Genomic DNA, 20,047 nt, shown 5'->3' with positions numbered 1-20,047 from the left:
CGCGTACACGAGACCGAAAGGGCAGCCCAATGAAACTGGTTCTGGCACCCGACTCCTTCAAGGAGAACATGACGGCACGCGAGGCCGCACAGGCGATGCGTCGCGGCGTCCTCGACGTGTATCCCGACGCCGAGACGGTCATGGTGCCGATGTCCGACGGCGGGGAGGGCTTCGTGGACGCGGTCACCGCCGCCTGGGGTGCCGAGCTCGTGGAGGTGTCCACCGTCGACGCCCTGGGCCGGCCCATCCGCGCCGCCTACGGGCTCGACGGTGATCGCGCCGTCATGGACGTGGCCAGCTGCGCCGGCCTGGAGCTCATCGCCCCCGCCGACCGCGACGTCCTGCACTCCAACACCGCCGGGCTGGGAGTGCTCATCAGGGACGCCGTGGGCCGCGGGGCGCGACGCATCATCCTGGGCATCGGCGGTTCGGCCACCAACGACGCCGGCCTGGGCATGCTCACCACCCTCGGAGCCGGGCTGCGGGACGAACACGGAGCGCAGATCGCTCCTTATCCGGGGCGGTTCGAGCGGATCGCCGAGATCGACACCTCCGGGCTCGTCCCGCAGCTGGCCGAGACCCGCTTCCAGGTCGCCTGCGACGTGACCAACCCGCTCACCGGCCCTACCGGCGCCACCGCCGTGTTCGGGCCGCAGAAGGGCGTCACCTCCGAGATGGTGCCGATTCTGGACCATGCCCTGGCCCACGTCGCCCGGGTATCCGGCCACGAGCCGGAGGCGGACACGCCCGGGGCGGGAGCCGCAGGCGGGCTCGGCTTCGCCCTGCGGGTCTTCCTCGGCGCGGAGCTCGAGCCCGGAGTTGAGCTGGTGGCCCAGGCGGTCGGCCTCGCCGACGCCGTCGTCGGGGCGGACCTGGTGCTGACGGGGGAGGGGTCCGTGGACGCCCAGACCCTGGCGGGCAAGACGCCCGCCGGGGTCGCCCGCCTCGCCGCAGGGGCGGGCGTGCCCTGCGTCGTCTTCGCCGGGCGCATCAAGGCCGGGGCCGAAAACCTGCTCGAACACGGGGTGCGCGACTTGGTGAAGGTCGGTTCCCCCGACGAGCCCCTGGAACAGGCGTTGCGCCACGGCCCGGACAACCTGCGTCGCGCCGTCGGCGACTACCTGCGGCGTTGACCCCAGTAGTAGGTGCGGGGACAGCGACCCGTCGTCGATTTACGACCCTGGGGTCCGTTTCACGACCACCCCGGGGTCGTAAATCAGCCCCGGGGGTCGTAAAGCGGCGGTGCGTAACTTCTAGTGATCGCGGCGAGTTAGTCGGCGGGAGTGCATGCCCCCGGCGTGTATCCGTATTCCGCCAGGGTCGCATAGGTCTCGTCGGTCGGGGGCGCGGTGAAGCCGTCCCCGACCGGCCCCGCGGGGACGGTCACCAGGTTCACCCCGTCGGCCGCATCCGTACCCGTGCTGCTGCGCACGGTGCGGGCCAGGCGCGCCAGGTCGAGCAGCCCGGTGCCGGAATCGGCCCCGAGGTCTCCGGTCAGGGTCCAGGCGAGTGACTGCATCGCCAGGGGGTTGTGTGCCCGCTCCAATATCCCCGCCAGTACGGCGCGCATGACGACGCCGGTGAAGCGGCTGCGCCGCTCGGCACCCTCCTGCTCGGACAGCGCCACCCACCGCCCATCGCGAAGGACCTCCGGGTGGCGCGACCGCACCAGCGCCAGGGCGTCCACACCGTTGAGGCGCTGCGTGCCCGCGGCATCTATCTGGAGCCCGGAGTAGGCGTCGCGTACGGGCTCATCGACCTCGACCTCAACCCCGCCCAGGGCGTCGACGATGTCCGCGAACTGGGCCATGTCGACCGTGACCACGTGGTCGGCTGCCACACCGTAGGCGGTGCACAGGGCATCGACCGTGTATTGGGCGCCCTGCAGGAAGGACGTGGTCAGGCGCTCGTCGAACAGCTGCCCCTGCGCCACGGTCAGGTCACGCGGCAGTACCAGCACGTTCAAGCCGGAGGCGGTCGGCTGCACCAGCGCGACGACGTCGGCGCGCGCCCCGTCGCCCACCTCCTCGACGCCGCCGTAGCGGGCGGGTCCGTCGGGCAGATCGGTGCGCGAGTCGGTGCCGATAACCAGCCAGGTCTCCGCCGTATCCCCCGCAGCGGTGGCACCGCCGGAGGCACTGCCGGGCAGATCGACGTCGAAGCGGTCCAGGCGGGTCCACAGCAGACCGAGGTCTCCCACTCCGAGAACCAGCAGCACGGCGAGAACGGCGCAGATGGCGGCGCGCAGCGGGTGCCTGCGTCCCCATGCACGCGCCCGCGCCCACCAGGCGGAAAGTGCCTGGTGGGCGCGGGCGAGGAAGCCGACCGTTGTGGGCGAGTTCTCCGAGGAGGTCATCACCCGGGCAGACTAGTCAGCAATCAGGCGTGACGGCGGGTGCGCAGCAGCACGGCGCCGGAGGCGAGCAGGCCGGCCGCGAGAATGGCCGGGACCAGGCCCTCACCACCGGTCTTGGCCAGCTGCTTGCTGGAGGCCTTGGCCGGAACGGCGACCGCCACGGTCGCGGAGGTGTTGTCCGCCGTCGTCGTGGTGGGGTCGTTCTGGGTGATGGCGGTGTCGTCGGAGTTGTTGTCGCGGGCGGCGAGGTTGTACGCGCCGTTCGTGACGGTGATCAGGGAGGTGGAGTCGCCGCCCTCGCCGTAGCGGGAGCCGGTCAGGCGCATCACATAGGTTCCGTCGGGGACGGAGGGGGCGGGGAAGGTGCCGTTGAAGTTGCCATCGGCGTCAACGGTGCCGGAGCCGATGGTGGCCACGGGGGTGGCGTCGGCCGACTCGGCGTCGGCCTGGCGGATCAGGGTGGCGGTGGCGGTCTCGCCCGGGGTCAGGCCGGAGGCCGTGATCTCGAAGGTCTGGGATCCGGCCGCACCACTGATCGTGTAATTGCCGGAGAAGTCGGTGCCGTCCAGGATGATCCGCTCGCCGGCCGTGTCGCTCTCGTCACCGTTGTAGCTGAGGCACTGAGCGGCCACGTACCAGGGGTCTTCGTTGGGGTCGCCACCGACCTCGGCGACGGCGGTGGACAGGTCCACGGTGGCGGTCCAGGTGCCGTCGGTGCCGGGGTCAACCGTGACGGGCGTGGAGTAGGTGGAGCCGTTCACGTCGTTGGTGAGGGCGACGGCCACCTTCCCGGGGTTCTCCGAGTTGCCGCAGCCAGAGCCGGTCACGGTGATGGACGAGTTGGGGTCGACGACGCGGCTGTCGGGGGCGTCGAGCGTGAAGCCGTCATCGGTGGTGTAGGCGAATGCCGGGGTCGATACGACGACGCCGGCGGCAACGAGCGCGGCGGCACCGATGGCGGTGATGGGGCGTCCGAGACGCATGAATCCTCCAGATGGGATAGACGAGGTGCGGCGCGGGGAGCGCCGGACCCAGCCAAGCCTTCCTTGATCTCGGTTTGAAGACAAGTCCCTTTCGTGTGATCTCTTTGTGATCCCGCTTCCATATGGTGCAACAGGTGTCACATCAGTCTCATAGCTGGGACCTAAGGCCCGGTGAGTCTGGCGTTTCGCGTTTGGGCGTTGGACCGTCTGCCCCTACTTGGACCGTCTGCCCCTGCTTGGACCGCCCACGCCCCGTTGGACCGCTGTAACCGGCGGATACGGCGGTCCAACGGGGGGACAGGGGTCCAACTGGAAAAGCGCGGTACCCCCTGCGCCTGCGGGGTCGGCCCGCCCCAATGCGCGGAGAGCCGCCCATCCGGGCCCCGCGCCTGCGTACCCCGCCCCGTCAGGCCGGCTGACTTCGCCTCACGCCGCCTCGCCCGGCCCGGCGCCTCACCAGATGCTCACGCGCTCCTCCGGCGGGAGCCACAGTGCATCGTGATCGGTGACGTTGAAGGCCTCGTAGAAGGCATCCACGTTGCGCACAATCCCGTTGCAGCGGAACTCCGCGGGGGAGTGCGGGTCGATCGTCAGCAGCAGCTCGGCGTAGTCGTCCCGGCTCTTGTTACGCCAAATGCGGGCCCAGGAGTAGAAGAAGCGCTCCAGGCCGGTGAGGCCGTCGATCACCGGCGCCTCGGCCACCGAACCGATGCCGGCGTCGGCCAGGGCCAGCGCATAGGCCTTCAGAGCGATGCCCAAGCCGCCCAGGTCGCCGATGTTCTCCCCGATCGTGAGTTCCCCGTTGACATGGGGGACGGCATCGCCGTCCTTGCCCTCGGCCTGCGCCCGCGCCACCAGCGCCGCCGGACGGTAGGCGTCGTACTGGGCAATCAGCGCATGGGTGCGGGCCTCGAAGGCCTCCCGGTCGGCCTGGGTCCACCAGTCGGTCACCTTGCCGTGCCCGTCGAAGGTGGAGCCCTGGTCGTCGAAGCCGTGGCCGATCTCGTGACCGATCACGGCGCCGATGCCGGCGTAGTTGATGGCGTCGTCGGCGTCCGGGTCGAAGAAGGGCGGCTGCAGGATCGCCGCCGGGAAGACGATCTCATTCATGGTCGGGTTGTAGTAGGCGTTGACCGTCTGCGGGGTCATGTGCCATTCGTCCCGGTCCACCGGGCCGCCCAGTTTGCGCAGGGCGCGGGCCAGCTCGAAGGCCTCAACCGAGCGCACCGAGCCGACGACGTCGCCGGGCGTGACCGTGACGGCGGTGTAGTCGCGCCACTTGCTCGGGTAGCCGATCTTCGGCGTGAACAGGGACAGCTTCTCCAGGGCGCGCTCGCGCGTGGCCGGGCTCATCCAGTCCAGGGCGGAGATCGACTGGCGGTAGGCCTCGATCAGGCGGGCGACCAGCTGCTCCATGCGCGCCTTGTGGGCGGGCGGGAAGTGCCGGGCCACGTACAGCTCGCCCAGCGCCTCCCCCAACGTTCCCTCGATCAGGCCCACTCCGCGCTTCCAGCGGGCCCGCAGCTCGTCCACGCCCTGCAGCCTGTGGGAGTAGAAGTCGAAGTTCTCCTCCACGAAGTCCTTCGACAGCAGGGTGGCGCGGCCATGCACCACATGCCAGGCCGCCCAGGCGCGCAGGTCCGCCAGTGGCGTGTCCTGCCACACCTGCGCCAGGTGCGCCAGGTAGTCGGGCTGCTCGACGATCGTGTGCTCCAGCAGGGTCCCCAGCGGCGCATCCGCGGCCGCGACGGCCTCGGCCACGCCCTCGCGCCAGATCCGCCAGGGGAAGGCGGGTGCGGAAGCCGTCAGGTCATCCCAGGTCGTAGGGTTGTTGATCTTCTCAATGTCGCGGCAGGCCACCACATCCCAGTGCCCCTTGGCCAACGCCGTCTCCAACGCCATGATGCGTCCGGCGAGCGCGTCCGCGCCGGCCCCCAACTGCTCCGGCAGACCCGCCAGTTCCAGCATGCGCGCCACGTGGGCGACGTACGCCTGGCGGATCTCGGCGCGGTTCTCCTCCCGGTAGTAGGACTCGTCCGGCAGGCCCAGGCCCGACTGAGCCATCCAGGTGGTGTAGCGGTCCGGGTCGTTCAGGTCGACCTCGACGTCGATGGCTACCGGCCCGACAAAACCTGCGGCCAGGTGCGCGCCCAGGGCGCGGGCAAGCGCCTCCTTGTCCGCCGCCACAAGGACCGGTTCCAGCTCGGGGGATAACGGGCCGGCACCGAGCTGCTCGACGTGCTCCTCATCGAGGAAGGCGGCGTACAGGGCGCCGAGCTTGCCCGCGGAGGTGGTGGGAACGTCGTCGTGCGGGGCGTCTGCCAACTCCTGGAGAATGTCGCGGCAGGCGGCCTCGGCGGCGTCGCGCAGCACCAGGAAGGAGCCGGTGGCCGGGCGGTCGGCGGGGATCTGCGTGCCGCTCAGCCAGCTCCCGTTGACGTGGCGGTACAGGTCGTCCTGCGGCCGCACGGAGGCGTCGGCGGCGGCGATCTCGTACACGCCCGCCAGCACGGCGGCATCGGAGTCGGCGGGCGCCGCCGGGGCGTCGGCGCCGGCGGGGGAAGCAGTCGGTTCAGTCATGGCGCAACGCTAGCCCGCGGTTGCACATCCGCCCGTATTCGCTAGCTGAGGGCGTCGGAGCTGTTCGCGTGGGGCACAATCTCCTTATGCGCATTCACATCGGTACCGACCACGCCGGATTCGAGCTCAAGGGCATTCTCGTGGACCACTGGCGACAGGCCGGACACGAGGTCGTCGACCACGGCTGCTACGTCTACGACCGCATGGACGACTACCCGGAGTTCTGCATCGCCTGCGCCGAGGCGGTGGTGGCCGACCCGGGCAGCCTGGGCGTGGTACTCGGTGGCTCCGGCAATGGCGAGCAGATCGCCGCCAACCTCGTCGACGGCGTGCGCGCCGCGCTCGTGTGGAACGAGGAGGTCGCGCGGCTCGCCCGTCAGCACAACGACGCCAATGTGGCCGGGCTGGGCGCCCGCATGCACAGCACCGACGAGGCGGTGCGGATCCTGGACGCCTTCATCGCCGAGCCCTTCAGCGGCGACCAGCGCCACCAGAACCGTATCGACCAGATGGCCGCCTACGAGGCGCGCCGCAGCCATCCCCAGGATTGAGACCAACCGCTGCGGCGCCTTAACCAGCGTGTAGCGTTCCCGGTATGCCCGAAGGTCACACCGTCCACCGCCTCGCCGACGCCCTCACCGAGTTGTACGGCGGCCAGCGCCTGGAGGTGTCCTCGCCGCAGGGGCGCTTCGCCGCCGGAGCCGCCCGCCTGAACGGGCAGATACTCCTGGGCGCGCAGGCGCACGGCAAGCAGTTGTTCCTGCCCTTCGCCCCGGCTCCCGACCTGCCCCAGGACGCCCCGGACGTGACCTGGGTGCGCATCCATCTGGGCCTGTACGGCTCGTGGACCTTCGCCGGCGACAGCGCCTTCACCGCGCCCCATTCCATTGGCGCGCCCCGCCGCAGAGTGGGGGAGCGGGGCGAGCACGCCCTCGCCCACGGCGGCGGTTCCGCGTTGTCCGGCCTAGACGGGCAGGAGCCGGCTCCCGCCGCGCCCGGACAGTGGGCCCCGCCCGAGCCCCGCGGTGCCGTCCGGCTGCGGCTCGCCGGGGAGCATGGGGTGGCGGACCTGACCGGCCCGACCGCCTGCGAGTTGCTGGATGCCGACGGCGTGGCCGCGGTGCGCCGTCGCCTGGGGCCGGACCCGCTGCGCCCGGATGCCGACCCCAAGGACTTCATCACCGGTGTTCGCCGCCGCAAGCGCACCATCGGCGAGCTACTCATGGATCAATCGATTCTGGCCGGGGTTGGCAATATCTACCGCGCCGAGGTCCTGTTCCGGGTGGGGCTGTCCCCATTCCGACAGGGCAAGCGGATCAGCGCCAAGCGGCTGCAGGAGATTTGGGACGACCTGGTGCCGCTCATGGAATACGGGGTCGCCACAGGTTTCATCACCACGGTCGACGCCGCGGAGGCGCCCGAGCCGTTGCCCGAGGGTGACGCGGAGGCCGGGCGCTGGTACGTCTACCACCGCGCGCTGCGGCCCTGCCTGCGCTGCGGCACTCGCATTGCCGAGCGGGAGGTTGGCGGGCGGCGCCTGTTCTGGTGCCCCACCTGCCAGGCCTACTGACCGTGACTGACCGTTACTGCCGTCCGTCCGCCTTGCGGTGTGGCAGCAGCGCGATGATGAGCAGCGCGACGCCGATTCCTGCCAGCAGCACAATCAGCGCGGTGACCGGATCGACTTTCACGCCCACGGCGACGGCGAGCAACAGCCCGCCCAGCACCAGCAGAATCAGTCCCCACACCAGGGTGCTGGCCCGCACGCCCCGCGGGGCGGCCGGGGCCGAGGCGGTGTTCGCGCCGTTCTTCTGCGCCTCGGCGCCCTGGTTGAGCGTGCCCTTGCGCGGCGCGCTCCAGACATCGCGTTCCGGGGTGAGCGGCGGCAGGTCGTGAGGCGGCCGCGCGGCGGGGGACTCGGGCGGTTTACCGGCCGGCAGTTGCCAGGTGGTCGCCGGGTCGGGCGAGTCCGGCGCCGTCAGGGGCAGCGGGGCGGTAGGGGGATCGTCGGGGGTGGTGGCGTCCAGCTTGCGGGTCTCCTCCTCCGGGCTCGCGTCCGGGGCGACGCCGGACTCGTTACGCCCAGCGTCGGTGGTGTCCGCGACCTCCGCGGGCCGGTCATCCGGGTCTGTGGTGATCTCACTCGTGTTCTCGTTCATGGTCTTCTCCTTAAACATCCGGCCGCAGGTCAGTGAGTCGGGGTAGGCGTGGGCTCCGCGGTCGACGACGAGGTCGAGGGCCCGGCCGACGGCTCATCGGAAGGCTGCGCCGAGGCCGGGGCCGACGGCTCGGCCTGCCCGTCGGCGGCGGCCCCGGCCTCCAGGGCCTCACTCACGCAGTTGTCCCAGGCCTCGCGGCCGGCACCCGTCAAGTTGGAGACGTCATACCAGCTGCCGTCCCAGTAGTCGTCCTCGTAGGGATCCGCATCCTCTGAACCGTCCTCCGCGGCGGTCTCGGCATTCCGGGCCTCCTCCGCGGCTTCTGCGCAGATATCGGCGGTGTCGCTGTCGATGGCGTCATGCGTCATGCCGGGAACCGGGAGCCCGTCGTGGGAGTTGCCGTTGGCGTCCACCCAGTACCAGACGATCCACACCTCGTTGTTCTGGTTCCCGTACCAGGTCACTTCGCTGGGCTGCTCGGCTACGCGCACCTCTCCCGTGCCCATCTCAATGTCGAGCATCAGGGCGGTTCCGGAGGCCCGGGCCGCCGGTGAGACGACCGAACTGGTCTCGTCCATGCTCAGGCGCGCGACGGCGTAGTTGTTGACGCTGCTCCCGTCGACCCGAAAGCGGGCCTCCTGCCAGTAGCCGCCGTCGCTGACCGGCTGGCCGTCGACGAGCCAGTCGTCCTTGAAGTCGGCGGTGAACTCACCCATGCCCACCTCCGCGTCAACGGCCAGGTTCTGGCCCGTGACGGTGCGCACCGTGACCTCGCCGACGCCGACGCTGAGCCGCGCCCGCGTGTGCGGTTCGGCGCCGGCCGGCATGTCGCGCAGGTCAAGCACGATGCTTCCCACCGCGTAGTCACCCAGGCTTACCACGTTCGCGTTGCCATCGGCGGCGGTCAGCTGCGGCTCCAGGTCGGCCCAGGTCAACGTGACGGTGTTGGTGGTGCCACCGCGGGTGGTGCTGCGTGCGCTCAGGGCACCCTCTGGCATGCTGGTGCCGATCGCCAGTACGGGCACGGCCACCATCACGGCGAGCCAGCCCGTGGCGGTCATCCAGCCGCCGCGGCGCCCACGCAGGGCACTGATGATGACGCCCGCTCCCAGCAGCGCGGTGACGGTGCCGACCATGGCGAAGCCCGCCGCCAGCGGACCCATGCTGCCGGTCGAACAGGTCAGCACGATCACGGCGATGCAGCAGCAGGCAATGCCCATAATCGCCAGCCCCAGGCGTCGACTCGGCCCGGGACGACGGGGCCGCACCGGCCGGACGGGACGGGGAGCGACGTAAGTCGGCCGGCGCGCCGCCGACGCCGGTGTGCCGGGCGCGGCCGTCGGCCTGGTCGCGGCGTGGCCGGCACCGGCCTGTGCGGGCATGGGGCGAGTGGGGCCCGACGCCGTCGGGCCGGGCATGCCCGCGGGTGCGTTGTGCGCCGCGTCTGCGCGCACGGCGCCGTCTGCCCCACCGGCTGCCCGCGCGGCAGCGGCGTAAGGGGTGGCGTGTGCCGCGGGGGCCCCGGGGGGCGGCGTCCTCACCTGCGGCCCCGCCGCCGGTGGAGCGGCGTAGGGCATGCCGGCGCCCGGCGTCGGTGAGCCCGGGGAGCCCGGAGCCGGCGGCTTTTGACGCTGCCGTCGCTGGAAGACGCGGTAGGCCCAATACACCAGCCCCACCATCAGGCAGGTCCACACCACGGGCCAGAACCCGTTGTACAGGTCCGATTCGGCCAGGCCGGTGATGTACCAGGAGGGGACCAGGCCGTGGTCGAGCAGCACCCAGCCGGCGATGAAGGTGGCCAGCGCTCCGGCGAGTCCGGCGTCGAAGTCACCGCCGACAGCCTGCTCCAAGTGGATACGGTCGTCGGACTCCTCGGGCATGAGCGCCCAGCCCAGGCCGTACAGCACCAGCCCGATGCCGCTGAAGATGGTCAACACCAGCCAGATGCAACGCACCAGGGTGGGATCCAGGCCGAGGCGGCGGGCGACCCCGCCGGCAACGCCACCGATCCAGCGCTCATTGGTGCGCACCAGGCCGGTGCGGCGCAGAGACTCGAAGAACCCCGCCGATGCCGGCCGGTGCGGGGGCACGGGCGCGCCGGCGTCGGGCGGGAAGGCGCCCTGCGGCGGCACGCCCCCAGGTGGCGCAGCACCCGGCGGCATGTCGTCCGCGGGGACCGTGCCCGGCGGAGGCACCGGCCCACCGGAGGGCTCGGGTTGTCCGGCACCGGGGCTGGGCGCCCGGTCTTGCGGCTGGTCGGCGGGCGGCTCGGTAGGGGGCACTTCACTCATGGCCCCATCCTCGGCGCCCCGGCGGCTCCAACGCGATGGGGGGCTCCCCTGAGTCGCCCCCGATTCTCCCGCCCGAGTCCCTGAATTCCGTTTACGGACCTGCCTGGAGGACGGTTCCGCGTGCCAACATGGGGGCATGACCCAGACCGCCTCCGGCGCGCCCTCCGCATTCGGGGACCGGTCTGCGTCCGCGCCCTCGCAGCAGCTGCCGACGCCGACCGCCGCTCCGGTGGGCGCCGGCGCGGGGGCGCCGTCGCCCGGTCGTCCCCCGCTGCTGCGCCCGCCCTACCGGGCCGCAGCGCCGTGCCCGTCGCGGGTCGTCGCCGGCGTATGCGCGGGGATGGCCGTTCACCTGGGGCTGCCGGTCGGCGTCGTGCGGCTGGCCATGGTGCTGGCGGCGACCATGAGCGGCGCCGGCGTCCTGCTGTACCTACTGCTGTGGGCATTCGTGCCCACTGGCAACCCGCTCAGCCCGGCACCGCTGCCGCCCGCGCGAGCCCGACTGGCCGCCCGGTTGGCGGGCCGCACCGCCGATCGGCCGCTGCTGACGCCCAGGCTGCGCGGCCTGGTCGGCGGCGGCTCCCTGCTGCTGGCCGCCGCCATGATTGCCGCCTGGCGGGAGGGCGTGTTCACCGGTGGCGCCGGCCTGCTGCTACCGCTGATCCTGATCGCCTCCGGCGCCGCCCTGGCCTGGTCCCAGGCCGACGCCGTCACCGGCCCGGAACGGGACTCCGGCACCATCGTGCGCCTGGCCGGGGGCGTGCTGCTGGCGGCCGCCGGCGTCCTGCTGCTGATCGGCGACGACGTCCCGCCGCGTGAGCTGGTCAAAGGCGCCCTGACCGGTGGCGCCCTGGTGGCGGGCATCGGCCTGGTCCTGGCGCCCCTGTGGCTGCGCACCAATCGCGCCCTGTCGGACACCCGTGCCGCCGAGGCCCGCGAGGCCGAGCGCGCCGACATCGCCGCCCACCTGCACGACTCCGTGCTGCAAACCCTCACCCTGATCCGCAAGCGCGCCGACGATTCCGAGACGGTGGCGCGTCTGGCCCGCTCCCAGGAGCGCGAACTGCGCGCCTGGCTGTACACCGACCGCCCCGAGGCCGCCGCCTCCACCGCCGACGTCCTGCGCGAGCTGGCGGCCGAGATCGAGGATCGCCACGGCGTCGAGGTTGAGCTCGTGATCGTGGGGGACCGGCCCCCGGACGCGGCAACGGAGGTCGTGGTCGCCGCCGCCCGGGAGGCGCTGTCCAACGCCGTGCGCCACGGCACCCCGCCGGTGAGCGCCTACGCCGAGATCGCCGCCGACCACCTGGACGTGTTCGTCCGCGACCATGGTGCCGGCTTCGACCTGGCGGAGGTCGCCCCCGACCGACACGGCGTGAAGGAGTCGATCATCGGGCGCATGGAACGCCATGGCGGCCGTGCCACCGTGCGCTGCCGCGAGAGCGGCACCGAGGTACACCTGTCCCTGGCCACACCGGTCGGCCCGGCCACGCCTGCCTCGCCGTCGCCCGCGTCCGGAGCCTCGGCCGGGCCGGCCTCCCCGCACTGACGGCCCACGTCGTCGCCCGCCCTCGTCCAGAACGCAGCCGCCCACTCCCATCCAGAACCAGGAGTTCCCCGTGACCCAGCCGCCCGCCTCCGATCAGCCCGAACAGCCCCCGCTGCGCATCCTCGTCGTCGACGACCACGCCCTGGTGCGCGCCGGCGTGCGCGCCGAGCTTGCCGCCGACGCCCCCGACCTGGAGGTGATCGCCGAGGCCGACGACGTCGAGGGCGCCATCGCCGCCGTTCACGCCCTGACCCCCGACGTGGTCCTGCTGGACGTGCACCTGCCCGGCGGCAACGGCGGGGGAGGGGCCGAGGTCGTCACCGCCTGCCGGGACGTGCCCGCCACCCGCTTCTTGGCCCTGTCGGTATCCGACGCCTCAGAGGACGTCGTGGGCGTGATCCGTGCCGGCGCTCGCGGCTACGTCACCAAGGCCATCTCCTCAACCGACCTGGCGCAGGCGGTGCGGCGCGTCGCTGCGGGGGACGCCGCCTTCTCCCCACGGCTCGCCGGCTTCGTGCTGGACGCCTTCGGTGCCGGGGCGGGGGAGGTCGCGGTGGCCGACTCCGAACTGGATCGGCTCTCCGCCCGCGAGCGCGAGGTCATGCGCCTGATCGCCCGCGGCTACACCTACAAGGAGTGCGCCGCGGAGCTGTTCATCTCCGTCAAGACGGTGGAGACCCACGTGTCCGCCGTGTTGCGCAAGCTGCAGCTGTCCAACCGCAACGAGCTCACCCGCTGGGCCGCCGCCCGCCGCATCGTGTAGCCGACGAGCCGTCGTCGACCACGCCCCGTGACGCGCATCCGTGCTCGGGGAAGGCAGCCGGGTCCTGCCGCCCTGGAACCGGTCATCCGGAAACGGTAGGCTGCTGGTACGCCCGGAGCGGCGGCTTCCTGGGCAGGCGGAGCGAGGTGGGAGGCATGGAGGACTTCCTGGCGGGCATGCTGATGACCGTGGTCTTCGCCGCCAGCGGTGTTCTGGGCACCGTCATCGGTGTCAAGATGAAACGCGGGGCCCTCAAACCGAACTCCTTTGCGGGGGTGCGCATCCCCCGTGCCTACCGTTCCGAGGAGGACTGGTATCAAATCCAGTCGGCCTGTGCGAACGCCGTACTGCTGCTGGGCTTCATATGCTTCGACTCCGCCGTGCTGTTCGTGATTCAGGCGTTCCTGCCTGAAATCATCCCGTTCGTAGTTCCGGTAGTCATAATGCTGATACAAATGGTTCTCGGCATTGCCCTGATTTGGTACGCAGCCTTGACCGCGGGCAAGGAATCGCCCAAGCGCTGAGCCGGTGACCGCGGCGCGTGCGCGCGTGACGGGGTGAATCGTGCGAAGATGACGGCCGTGACCCAGCAGGCCCCTTCGGACTCGATGCCCGAGCAGATCGCCAGGGCCGCCGCACACGTCGCCGCCGGCGGACTACTGGCACTGCCCACCGACACCGTCTACGGCCTGGGCGTGCGCGCCGACGACGCGGACGCCGTCTCCCGCCTGCTGGCCGCCAAGGGTCGTGGCCGCAGCATGCCGCCGCCCGTGCTGATCGCCGGCGTGTCCCAGCTCGACGGCGTCGTCGCCCACGTCCCGGAGGCGGCCCGTGCCCTCATGGAGACCTTCTGGCCCGGAGCGCTCACCCTCGTACTCGACGCCGCGCCGAGCCTCGGCTGGGACCTTGGGGAGACCGGCGGCACGATCGCCGTGCGCATGCCCGACCACCCTCTGGCCCTGGCCCTGCTGCACGCCACCGGCCCCATGGCCGTCACCAGCGCCAATGCCACGGGACGGCCCCCGGCCACCGACGCCGCCGGAGTGCGCGCCGCCTTCCCGGGGCGCGTCGTCGACGCCGGGGACGCTGCCGCAGGCCAGCCCGCAACCGCGGACATACTCCTGCTCGACGGCGGCCCCACCCCGGGCTCGGTACCCTCCACCATCGTCTCCCTGGCCGGGACGGCCGCGCAGGCCCCCGCGGTGCTGCGGGAGGGTGTCATCACCCGCGCGCGATTGGAGGGCGTGGACGCATGAGGGTCTATCTGCTCGTGCTGCTGGTCGCTGCGGCCGTCACCTATGTGGCCGTGCCGATCGTGCGTCACCTCGCCCTGGTCAGCGGTGCCCTCACCCCGGTACGGGCGCGGGACGTGCACTCCAAGCCGATCCCGCGGCTGGGGGGTGTGGCCATGTTCGCCGGCTTCGCCACCGCGATGGTGGTCGCCTCCCAGGTGCCCTACCTGTCCCGCGTCATCGACTCCTCGGCCTGGGCGGTGGTGCTGGGGGCGGGCCTGGTGTGCGTCCTCGGGGTTATCGACGACCTGTGGGAGCTTGACTGGATGACGAAGCTCGTGGGGCAGGTGCTGGCGGCCGGCGTCATGGCGTGGCAGGGCGTGCAGCTGATCACCTTCCCCGTCGGCGGGCTGACCATCGGCTCCTCGCGGCTGTCCCTGTTCTCGACCATCATCGTGGTCCTGGCGGTCATCAACGCCGTCAACTTCGTCGACGGCCTGGACGGGCTGGCCGCCGGCATCATCGGCATCGGCGCCTCCGCCTTCTTCCTGTACGTCTACGTGCTGACCCGCCACACCTCCCCGGAGTCCTACACCTCCCTGGCGGCCACCGTGATGGCGGCCCTGATCGGCATCTGCTTGGGATTCCTGCCCCACAACTTTCATCCCGCCACCATCTTCATGGGCGACTCCGGCTCCATGCAGCTGGGGCTGATCAGTGCCGCCGGCACCATCATCGTCACCGGGCAGATCGACCCGGGCACGCTCGGGGGGCCGACGGCGGTGCCCGTGTTCCTGCCGGTGCTCATCCCCCTGGCGGTGCTGCTGCTGCCGCTGATGGACATGATCATGGCGATCGTGCGCCGCACCCGCGCCGGCCACAGCCCCTTCCACCCCGACCGCATGCACATGCACCATCGTCTGCTCGCCGCCGGCCACTCCCACCGCCGTGCCGTGCTGGTGATGTACGTGTGGGCCGCCGTCGCCGCGTACTCCGTGGCGGCCATGGCCTTCTTCCCCCTGCGCTGGGTCCTGGCGGGCGCCGCCGTCGGTGTGGTCCTCGCCCTGGTGGTGACGGCGGACCTGATGCCCGGCGTCCGCGTCGCCTGGACGCGTCACCTGGGCGCCCGCCACGCCCGCCCCCGACGCGTCAGGGGGGAGCGGCGTTGAAGCAGAGGCGGGGGCCGAGCCAGAAGCGGTCCTTATCGCAGCGGATGTCGCAGCAGTCCCTGTTCCGCCGCACCGCGGTGCGCGTCGCCTGGGCGGGCGGTGTGATTGCCGCGGTCGCGTTGATTGCCGGCGCCCTGGCGGGCGGTGGCGCCTGGGCCGGGGCGGCGTGGGGTGCCCTGACCGGGGTTCTGCTGACCGTCGTCACCGTCATCGCCCTGCTCATCCCCTGGGACCGCTTCCCCATGCTCGCGTCGGCCGGGGTAATGGTCTCCTTCGCCGCGAAGATCCTCGTGGTGATCGGCGTGGTGCTGGTGCTCGGAGCGCACCGCGGTGCGCTGGCGCCGGGCTGGTTCTTCTGTGCCTTCGCCGCGGTGCTGCTGGGGGTGACCGTCGTCGAGGTCGTCTCGCTCGGCTCCGGCAGCCATGCGCCCTCAGGGCGTCCCGCGGGCAACAACTCGGATGATAAGACCTAAAGACTTAGGCGCGTCGGCGTGCCGAAGCGTGCCCGGCACCGTCACCTGCATCCGGGAGGCGCAATCCTCAACCGCCATGCAACGGAATCCGGGGGCACGGGCGTGCGACCGGCGCCGAAGCGGGGTAGGGTCACTGCACCATGAGGGGAGTACCATGACCGCCAGGTGCCGGCGCTGGAGGCGGTGGCAGATGCCATCGGGCACCGCCGCTGCGGCGCGCCGCGGTAACATCCCGCAGTCCGCAATCGTTCTTGAGGAGGTCCGGTGACAACGAGCGCGATCCTCGCATCCGGTCTGGCCGCGATCGTCCCGGCAGCGGACGAGGGCGGCTTCGAACCCCCCTCGATCGACGACTTCTATCCCGAGCCCTTCGCCTTCCTGGGCACGCCCTTCGAGCTCAACCGGGTCATGCTGGTGCGCATCATCATGACGCTGGTGCTGGTGGCTCTGTTCGGCATCGGCGCGTCCCGCGCCAAGGTGGTGCCGGGGCGGATGCAGAACGCGCTGGAGATGCTGCTGGAGTTCGTCCGCAAGAACATTGCGGTGGAGATCCTCGGCGAGAAATACGGCAAGCGCTACACCCCGATCATCACCACGATCTTCCTGGGCGTGTTCTTCCTGAACCTCTCCGGCGTGATACCCGGCCTGCAGATCGCCTCCACCGGCGTGGTGGGCATGCCGCTGGTCTTCGCCATCGTCTCCTACATCGCCTTCATTTACGCGGGTGTACGCACGAACGGGGTCGGGAAGTTCACCCTGCGCTCGCTGGTGCCGGCGGGCGTGCCCGGCTTCCTGTATCCCCTGATCGTCCCGGTCGAGTTCCTGTCGACCTTCGTGATGCGCCCGTTCACGCTGACCGTCCGACTCATGGCGAACATGATCTCCGGGCACCTGCTGCTGTCGCTGTGGTTCCTGGCCACCAACGCACTTTTCGTGTACGCGTCGGCGCAGCTGAAGGCCGTTGGCGTGGTCACTCTGGCGGCGGGTATCGTCTTCATCCTGTTCGAGACGTTCATCGCCGCGCTGCAGGCCTACATCTTCGCGCTGCTGTCCGCCGTCTACATCGAATCGTCGGTGCACCTGCACTGACCCGCCCCCGAACAACCCACCCACCTACCAACACTGAGGAGAAACCCCATGGGAATCACCGGTTCTATCGCGACGATCGGCTACGCCCTGGCGACCGTCGGTCCCGCCCTCGGCATCGGCATGGTCGTGGCCAAGACCCAGGAGTCCACCGCCCGGCAGCCCGAGGTCGCCGGCGTGCTGCGCACCAACATGTTCATCGGTGCCGCCCTGATCGAGGCCCTCGGCCTGCTCGGCTTCGTCGCCGGCTTCATCTTCCACTGATCGTTACGGAGTGACCAGCATGTCTGTCGGTACCGTCGTGCTGCCGGCGGCCGGGACCCCGGAGGGAATTGGTCTGTTCATCCCCGACCTGGCCGACCTGGTTTGGGGCACGATCTGCTTCCTGATCATCGCCGTCGTCCTGATCAAGTACGCCCTGCCGCGATTCAACGCGGTGCTCGACGAGCGCACCGCGAAGATCGAGGAGGGCCTGGCCCTGACGGAGAAGGCCAAGGAGGAGCAGTCCGGGGCCGAGGCCCGTGCGGCCCGGCTTGTGGAGGACGCCCGCCTGGAGGCCGCCAAGATCCGCGAGAACGCCCAGGCGGAGGCGGACAAGATCATTGCCGACGCCCGTGCCGAGGCCGCCGGCGAGGCCGGCCGCGCCATGGAGGCCGCCGAGCGGCAGATCCAGGCGGACAAGCAGGCCGCCCAGATCTCGCTGCGCTCCGACGTCGGCCTGCTGGCCACGGACCTGGCGGAGAAGCTCGTCGGTGAGCACCTGTCAGACACGGAGCTGTCCGGTCGCGTCATCGACCGCTTCCTTGACGAACTCGAGAACGCGCCGGTGAGCCCGGCCTGGTCCGCCAGAGCGGGGTCGGTCCGGTGAAAGCCGGAACCGCCACCACCCGCGCCCAAGCCGAGGAGGCCTGGGCGCCGGTCCTGGCCGCCGCCGGTGCGCAGGGGCAGGAACTCGGCGAACAGATCCTCACCGTGGCCCACGCGATCGCCTCCAACCCGCTGCGAGGCCCCCTGACGGACCCCAATCGCGAGCCGGAGCACAAGGCCGCGCTGGCCGCCCGCCTGTTCACGGGACGTGTGGACGCGCGCGTGGTGGAGCTGCTGCAGGGCATGGCGCGGGGCCGCTGGTCCCGGCCCGTAGACCTGATCAGTGCGCTGCACGACCTGGGCATCCAGTCGATTCTGGCCGGCGCCCGGGCGGGTGGCACCCTCGACGACGTCGAGCAGGAGGTCTTCGCCGTCTCCCGCCAGGTAGCCGCCAACCGGGAGATCCGGCAGGCGCTCGAGCCGGCCCGCCGCACCAGTACCGAGGCTCGTGTGCGCCTGGCCCAGCGGCTGTTCGCCTCACGCATCTCCCACCCCGCCATGACCCTGGTGGTCTGGTGCGTGCGACACCAGCCGGAGGTCGCCGTCGGCGGGGTGCCCTACAACCTGCGCCGCGTCACCGAGCTGGCCGCCGCCATGCAGAACCGGGTGATCGCCGACGTCGTCACGGCCGTGCCGCTGACCACCCGGCAGCAGACCCGGCTGCGCGACATCCTGGCCCGGCGGCTGGGATACGACGTCGAACTCAACCTGCAGGTCGATCCGGAGGTCATCGGCGGCGTGCGGGTCATGGTGCGCGACCTCGTCATGGACTCCACCGTGCGCCACTCGCTCGCCGGGCTGCGCACCGCACTGACCGGATGACCCGCCTCCCGGCGCCGACGCCACATACAAGCCAAACGAACCGCTGCGATAACGCAGCCAGCCACAGCGAAGGAGACGACAGATGGCTGATATGACCATCGCCGCGGAGGACGTTCGCTCCGCCCTGGACGAGTTCGTCGATTCCTACCGGCCGGCGGAAGTCGCCGCCGACGAGATCGGGCACGTGGTCTTCGCCGCCGACGGCATCGCCCACGTGGAGGGCCTGCCCGGGGCCATGGCCAACGAGCTGCTCACCTTCGAGGACGGCACCGCCGGACTGGCCATGAACCTGGACGAGCGCCAGATCGGCGTGGTGATCCTGGGCGACTACTCCGACATCGACGAGGGACAGGTCGTGCACCGCACCGGTGAGGTGCTCTCGGTACCGGTGGGGGACGGCTTCCTCGGGCGCGTCGTCGACCCGCTGGGCCGCCCCATCGACGGGCTCGGTGAGATCGCCGCCGAGGGGCGCCGCGCCCTGGAGCTGCAGGCCCCCGGCGTGATGGCCCGCAAGTCCGTGCACGAGCCGCTGCAGACCGGCCTGAAGGCCATCGACTCCATGATTCCGATCGGTCGCGGACAGCGACAGCTGATCATCGGCGACCGCAAGACGGGCAAGACCGCCATCGCCCTGGACACGATCCTGAACCAGAAGGCCGCCTGGGAGACCGGCGACCCGAACCAGCAGGTGCGCTGCATCTACGTGGCCACCGGCCAGAAGGGCTCCACCATCGCCTCGGTGCGTGCCACCCTGGAGGAGCGCGGCGCGCTGGAGTACACCACCATCGTCGCCTCCCCGGCCTCCGACCCGGCCGGATTCAAGTACCTGTCGCCCTACACCGGCTCGGCGATCGGACAGCACTGGATGTACGGCGGCAAGCACGTGCTGATCGTCTTCGACGACCTGTCCAAGCAGGCGGAGGCCTACCGCGCCGTATCGCTGCTGCTGCGCCGTCCGCCGGGCCGCGAGGCCTACCCCGGTGACGTCTTCTACCTCCACTCCCGGCTGCTGGAGCGCTGCGCCAAGCTGTCCGACGAGCTGGGGGGCGGCTCCATGACCGGCCTGCCGATCATCGAGACGAAGGCCAACGACGTCTCCGCCTACATCCCCACCAACGTCATCTCCATCACCGACGGGCAGATCTTCCTGCAGTCCGACCTGTTCAACGCCGACCAGCGCCCCGCCGTCGACGTGGGCATCTCGGTGTCCCGCGTCGGTGGTGACGCGCAGATCAAGGCGATGAAGAAGGTCGCCGGCACGCTCAAGATCACGCTGGCCCAGTACCGCTCCATGCAGGCCTTCGCCATGTTCGCCTCCGACCTGGACTCGGCCACTCGTCAGCAGCTGACCCGCGGTGAGCGGCTCATGGAGCTGCTCAAGCAGCCCCAGTTCACCCCCTACCCGGTGCAGGAGCAGGTCGCCAGCGTGTGGGCGGGCACCAACGGTTACCTCGACGACCTCCCCGTCGCCGACGTGCTGCCCTTCGAGCGCGCGCTGCTGGACTACCTGCGCCGCAACACCTCCATCCTGGACACCATCCGGGACACCGGCCAGCTCGACGACGACACCGAGGCGGCGTTGCGCCAGGCCGTGGAGTCCTTCCGCACCACCTACCTGTCCGGCGGGCGCATGCTGTCCGGCGAGGTTGAGGCGCCCGAGGAAGAGGTGCCCGCGGAGCACACCGCCGAGCAGATCGTGGTCAAGAGGAGCTGACCG

The 20,047-nt window shown here is 71.0% G+C and carries 19 protein-coding genes; 14 read left to right on the top strand and 5 right to left on the bottom strand.

From position 1 onward, the window contains the following. Nucleotides 1-29 precede the first annotated feature (29 nt). The gene (locus tag DRB06_RS13145) at nucleotides 30-1,133 is read left to right on the top strand and encodes a glycerate kinase (protein ID WP_111820194.1); all 1,104 of its coding nucleotides are present in this window, start codon (nucleotides 30-32) and stop codon (nucleotides 1,131-1,133) included. 137 nt (nucleotides 1,134-1,270) lie between these two features. Here DRB06_RS13145 and DRB06_RS13140 read toward each other — a convergent pair whose 3' ends face one another. The 3 genes from DRB06_RS13140 to DRB06_RS13130 form a co-directional block, all read right to left on the bottom strand. Next, entirely contained in the window at nucleotides 1,271-2,356 is a 1,086-nt protein-coding gene (locus tag DRB06_RS13140; protein WP_111820193.1) for an LCP family protein, read from the bottom strand. A gap of 23 nt (nucleotides 2,357-2,379) precedes the next feature. Then, on the bottom strand, nucleotides 2,380-3,339 hold the full coding sequence (locus DRB06_RS13135; RefSeq protein WP_111820192.1) for a hypothetical protein: 960 nt from the start codon (nucleotides 3,337-3,339) through the stop codon (nucleotides 2,380-2,382). A gap of 453 nt (nucleotides 3,340-3,792) precedes the next feature. Beyond that, nucleotides 3,793-5,919: a M13 family metallopeptidase gene (locus tag DRB06_RS13130; protein ID WP_108968149.1), complete on the bottom strand. Its 2,127-nt coding sequence runs from the start codon at nucleotides 5,917-5,919 to the stop codon at nucleotides 3,793-3,795. A gap of 86 nt (nucleotides 5,920-6,005) precedes the next feature. On the opposite strand from DRB06_RS13130, the gene DRB06_RS13125 reads away from it, so the two are divergent. Next, a complete protein-coding gene (locus tag DRB06_RS13125) occupies nucleotides 6,006-6,470 on the top strand; it encodes a ribose-5-phosphate isomerase (RefSeq protein WP_108968147.1) in 465 nt (154 codons plus the stop codon). A gap of 44 nt (nucleotides 6,471-6,514) precedes the next feature. Further along, nucleotides 6,515-7,489: an Fpg/Nei family DNA glycosylase gene (locus DRB06_RS13120; protein WP_111820191.1), complete on the top strand. Its 975-nt coding sequence runs from the start codon at nucleotides 6,515-6,517 to the stop codon at nucleotides 7,487-7,489. Nucleotides 7,490-7,502: 13 nt separating this feature from the next. On the opposite strand, the gene DRB06_RS13115 is transcribed toward DRB06_RS13120, so the two are convergent. Both DRB06_RS13115 and DRB06_RS13110 read right to left on the bottom strand, forming a co-directional pair. Beyond that, nucleotides 7,503-8,078, bottom strand: a complete 576-nt coding sequence (locus DRB06_RS13115) for a hypothetical protein (RefSeq protein WP_111820190.1) — start codon at nucleotides 8,076-8,078, stop codon at nucleotides 7,503-7,505. Nucleotides 8,079-8,107: 29 nt separating this feature from the next. Further along, entirely contained in the window at nucleotides 8,108-10,369 is a 2,262-nt protein-coding gene (locus DRB06_RS13110; RefSeq protein WP_181575275.1) for a PspC domain-containing protein, read from the bottom strand. Nucleotides 10,370-10,505: 136 nt separating this feature from the next. Here DRB06_RS13110 and DRB06_RS13105 point away from each other — a divergent pair, with 136 nt between their 5' ends. The 11 genes from DRB06_RS13105 (at nucleotide 10,506) to atpA (ending at nucleotide 20,044) form a co-directional block, all read left to right on the top strand. Beyond that, entirely contained in the window at nucleotides 10,506-11,918 is a 1,413-nt protein-coding gene (locus DRB06_RS13105; protein WP_111820188.1) for an ATP-binding protein, read from the top strand. Nucleotides 11,919-11,988: 70 nt separating this feature from the next. Beyond that, nucleotides 11,989-12,681 (top strand): response regulator transcription factor, encoded by a 693-nt coding sequence (locus DRB06_RS13100; protein WP_108968136.1) that lies wholly within the window; start codon nucleotides 11,989-11,991, stop codon nucleotides 12,679-12,681. A gap of 155 nt (nucleotides 12,682-12,836) precedes the next feature. Continuing rightward, on the top strand, nucleotides 12,837-13,205 hold the full coding sequence (locus DRB06_RS13095) for an SdpI family protein (protein WP_111820187.1): 369 nt from the start codon (nucleotides 12,837-12,839) through the stop codon (nucleotides 13,203-13,205). 48 nt (nucleotides 13,206-13,253) lie between these two features. Then, nucleotides 13,254-13,937 (top strand): L-threonylcarbamoyladenylate synthase, encoded by a 684-nt coding sequence (locus DRB06_RS13090; RefSeq protein ID WP_108968134.1) that lies wholly within the window; start codon nucleotides 13,254-13,256, stop codon nucleotides 13,935-13,937. Then, nucleotides 13,934-15,082, top strand: coding sequence for an MraY family glycosyltransferase (locus DRB06_RS13085; protein ID WP_108968132.1), 1,149 nt, complete (start codon nucleotides 13,934-13,936; stop codon nucleotides 15,080-15,082). The genes DRB06_RS13090 and DRB06_RS13085 overlap by 4 nt, the downstream gene beginning before the upstream one ends. 44 nt (nucleotides 15,083-15,126) lie before the next feature. After that, on the top strand, nucleotides 15,127-15,555 hold the full coding sequence (locus DRB06_RS13080) for a hypothetical protein (RefSeq protein ID WP_108968130.1): 429 nt from the start codon (nucleotides 15,127-15,129) through the stop codon (nucleotides 15,553-15,555). Between the two features lie 264 nt (nucleotides 15,556-15,819). Continuing rightward, entirely contained in the window at nucleotides 15,820-16,644 is an 825-nt protein-coding gene (gene atpB, locus DRB06_RS13075) for a F0F1 ATP synthase subunit A (RefSeq protein WP_083565576.1), read from the top strand. A gap of 54 nt (nucleotides 16,645-16,698) precedes the next feature. Further along, the gene (atpE, locus tag DRB06_RS13070; RefSeq protein ID WP_073329290.1) at nucleotides 16,699-16,905 is read left to right on the top strand and encodes an ATP synthase F0 subunit C; all 207 of its coding nucleotides are present in this window, start codon (nucleotides 16,699-16,701) and stop codon (nucleotides 16,903-16,905) included. A 19-nt stretch (nucleotides 16,906-16,924) separates the two neighbouring features. After that, nucleotides 16,925-17,509, top strand: a complete 585-nt coding sequence (locus tag DRB06_RS13065; RefSeq protein WP_108968128.1) for a F0F1 ATP synthase subunit B — start codon at nucleotides 16,925-16,927, stop codon at nucleotides 17,507-17,509. After that, complete coding sequence (locus DRB06_RS13060; protein ID WP_073328707.1) at nucleotides 17,506-18,330, top strand: F0F1 ATP synthase subunit delta; 825 nt, start codon at nucleotides 17,506-17,508, stop codon at nucleotides 18,328-18,330. Before DRB06_RS13065 ends, DRB06_RS13060 begins: the two co-directional genes overlap by 4 nt. An 82-nt stretch (nucleotides 18,331-18,412) precedes the next feature. Further along, nucleotides 18,413-20,044: a F0F1 ATP synthase subunit alpha gene (atpA, locus tag DRB06_RS13055; RefSeq protein ID WP_073328710.1), complete on the top strand. Its 1,632-nt coding sequence runs from the start codon at nucleotides 18,413-18,415 to the stop codon at nucleotides 20,042-20,044. Nucleotides 20,045-20,047 lie beyond the last annotated feature (3 nt).

The sequence above is a fragment of the Actinomyces sp. Z5 genome (assembly GCF_003287795.1).
GTDB lineage: Bacteria > Actinomycetota > Actinomycetes > Actinomycetales > Actinomycetaceae > Actinomyces > Actinomyces glycerinitolerans.
The sequence above is the reverse complement of the archived record's forward strand: the minus strand, read 5'-3'. Positions and strand labels throughout refer to the sequence as shown.

Bases quoted from the DNA above. Each gene is read 5' to 3' on its own strand.
- DRB06_RS13105 (WP_111820188.1), top strand. From the start codon at position 10,506: ATGACCCAGACCGCCTCCGGCGCGCCCTCCGCATTCGGGGACCGGTCT.
- DRB06_RS13095 (WP_111820187.1), top strand. From the start codon at position 12,837: ATGGAGGACTTCCTGGCGGGCATGCTGATGACCGTGGTCTTCGCCGCC.
- atpA (WP_073328710.1), top strand. From the start codon at position 18,413: ATGGCTGATATGACCATCGCCGCGGAGGACGTTCGCTCCGCCCTGGAC.
- DRB06_RS13125 (WP_108968147.1), top strand. From the start codon at position 6,006: ATGCGCATTCACATCGGTACCGACCACGCCGGATTCGAGCTCAAGGGC.
- DRB06_RS13120 (WP_111820191.1), top strand. From the start codon at position 6,515: ATGCCCGAAGGTCACACCGTCCACCGCCTCGCCGACGCCCTCACCGAG.
- DRB06_RS13140 (WP_111820193.1), bottom strand. From the start codon at position 2,356: ATGACCTCCTCGGAGAACTCGCCCACAACGGTCGGCTTCCTCGCCCGC.
- DRB06_RS13090 (WP_108968134.1), top strand. From the start codon at position 13,254: ATGACGGCCGTGACCCAGCAGGCCCCTTCGGACTCGATGCCCGAGCAG.
- DRB06_RS13135 (WP_111820192.1), bottom strand. From the start codon at position 3,339: ATGCGTCTCGGACGCCCCATCACCGCCATCGGTGCCGCCGCGCTCGTT.
- DRB06_RS13110 (WP_181575275.1), bottom strand. From the start codon at position 10,369: ATGAGTGAAGTGCCCCCTACCGAGCCGCCCGCCGACCAGCCGCAAGAC.
- DRB06_RS13115 (WP_111820190.1), bottom strand. From the start codon at position 8,078: ATGAACGAGAACACGAGTGAGATCACCACAGACCCGGATGACCGGCCC.
- DRB06_RS13130 (WP_108968149.1), bottom strand. From the start codon at position 5,919: ATGACTGAACCGACTGCTTCCCCCGCCGGCGCCGACGCCCCGGCGGCG.
- DRB06_RS13065 (WP_108968128.1), top strand. From the start codon at position 16,925: ATGTCTGTCGGTACCGTCGTGCTGCCGGCGGCCGGGACCCCGGAGGGA.
- DRB06_RS13080 (WP_108968130.1), top strand. From the start codon at position 15,127: ATGTCGCAGCAGTCCCTGTTCCGCCGCACCGCGGTGCGCGTCGCCTGG.
- DRB06_RS13145 (WP_111820194.1), top strand. From the start codon at position 30: ATGAAACTGGTTCTGGCACCCGACTCCTTCAAGGAGAACATGACGGCA.
- DRB06_RS13085 (WP_108968132.1), top strand. From the start codon at position 13,934: ATGAGGGTCTATCTGCTCGTGCTGCTGGTCGCTGCGGCCGTCACCTAT.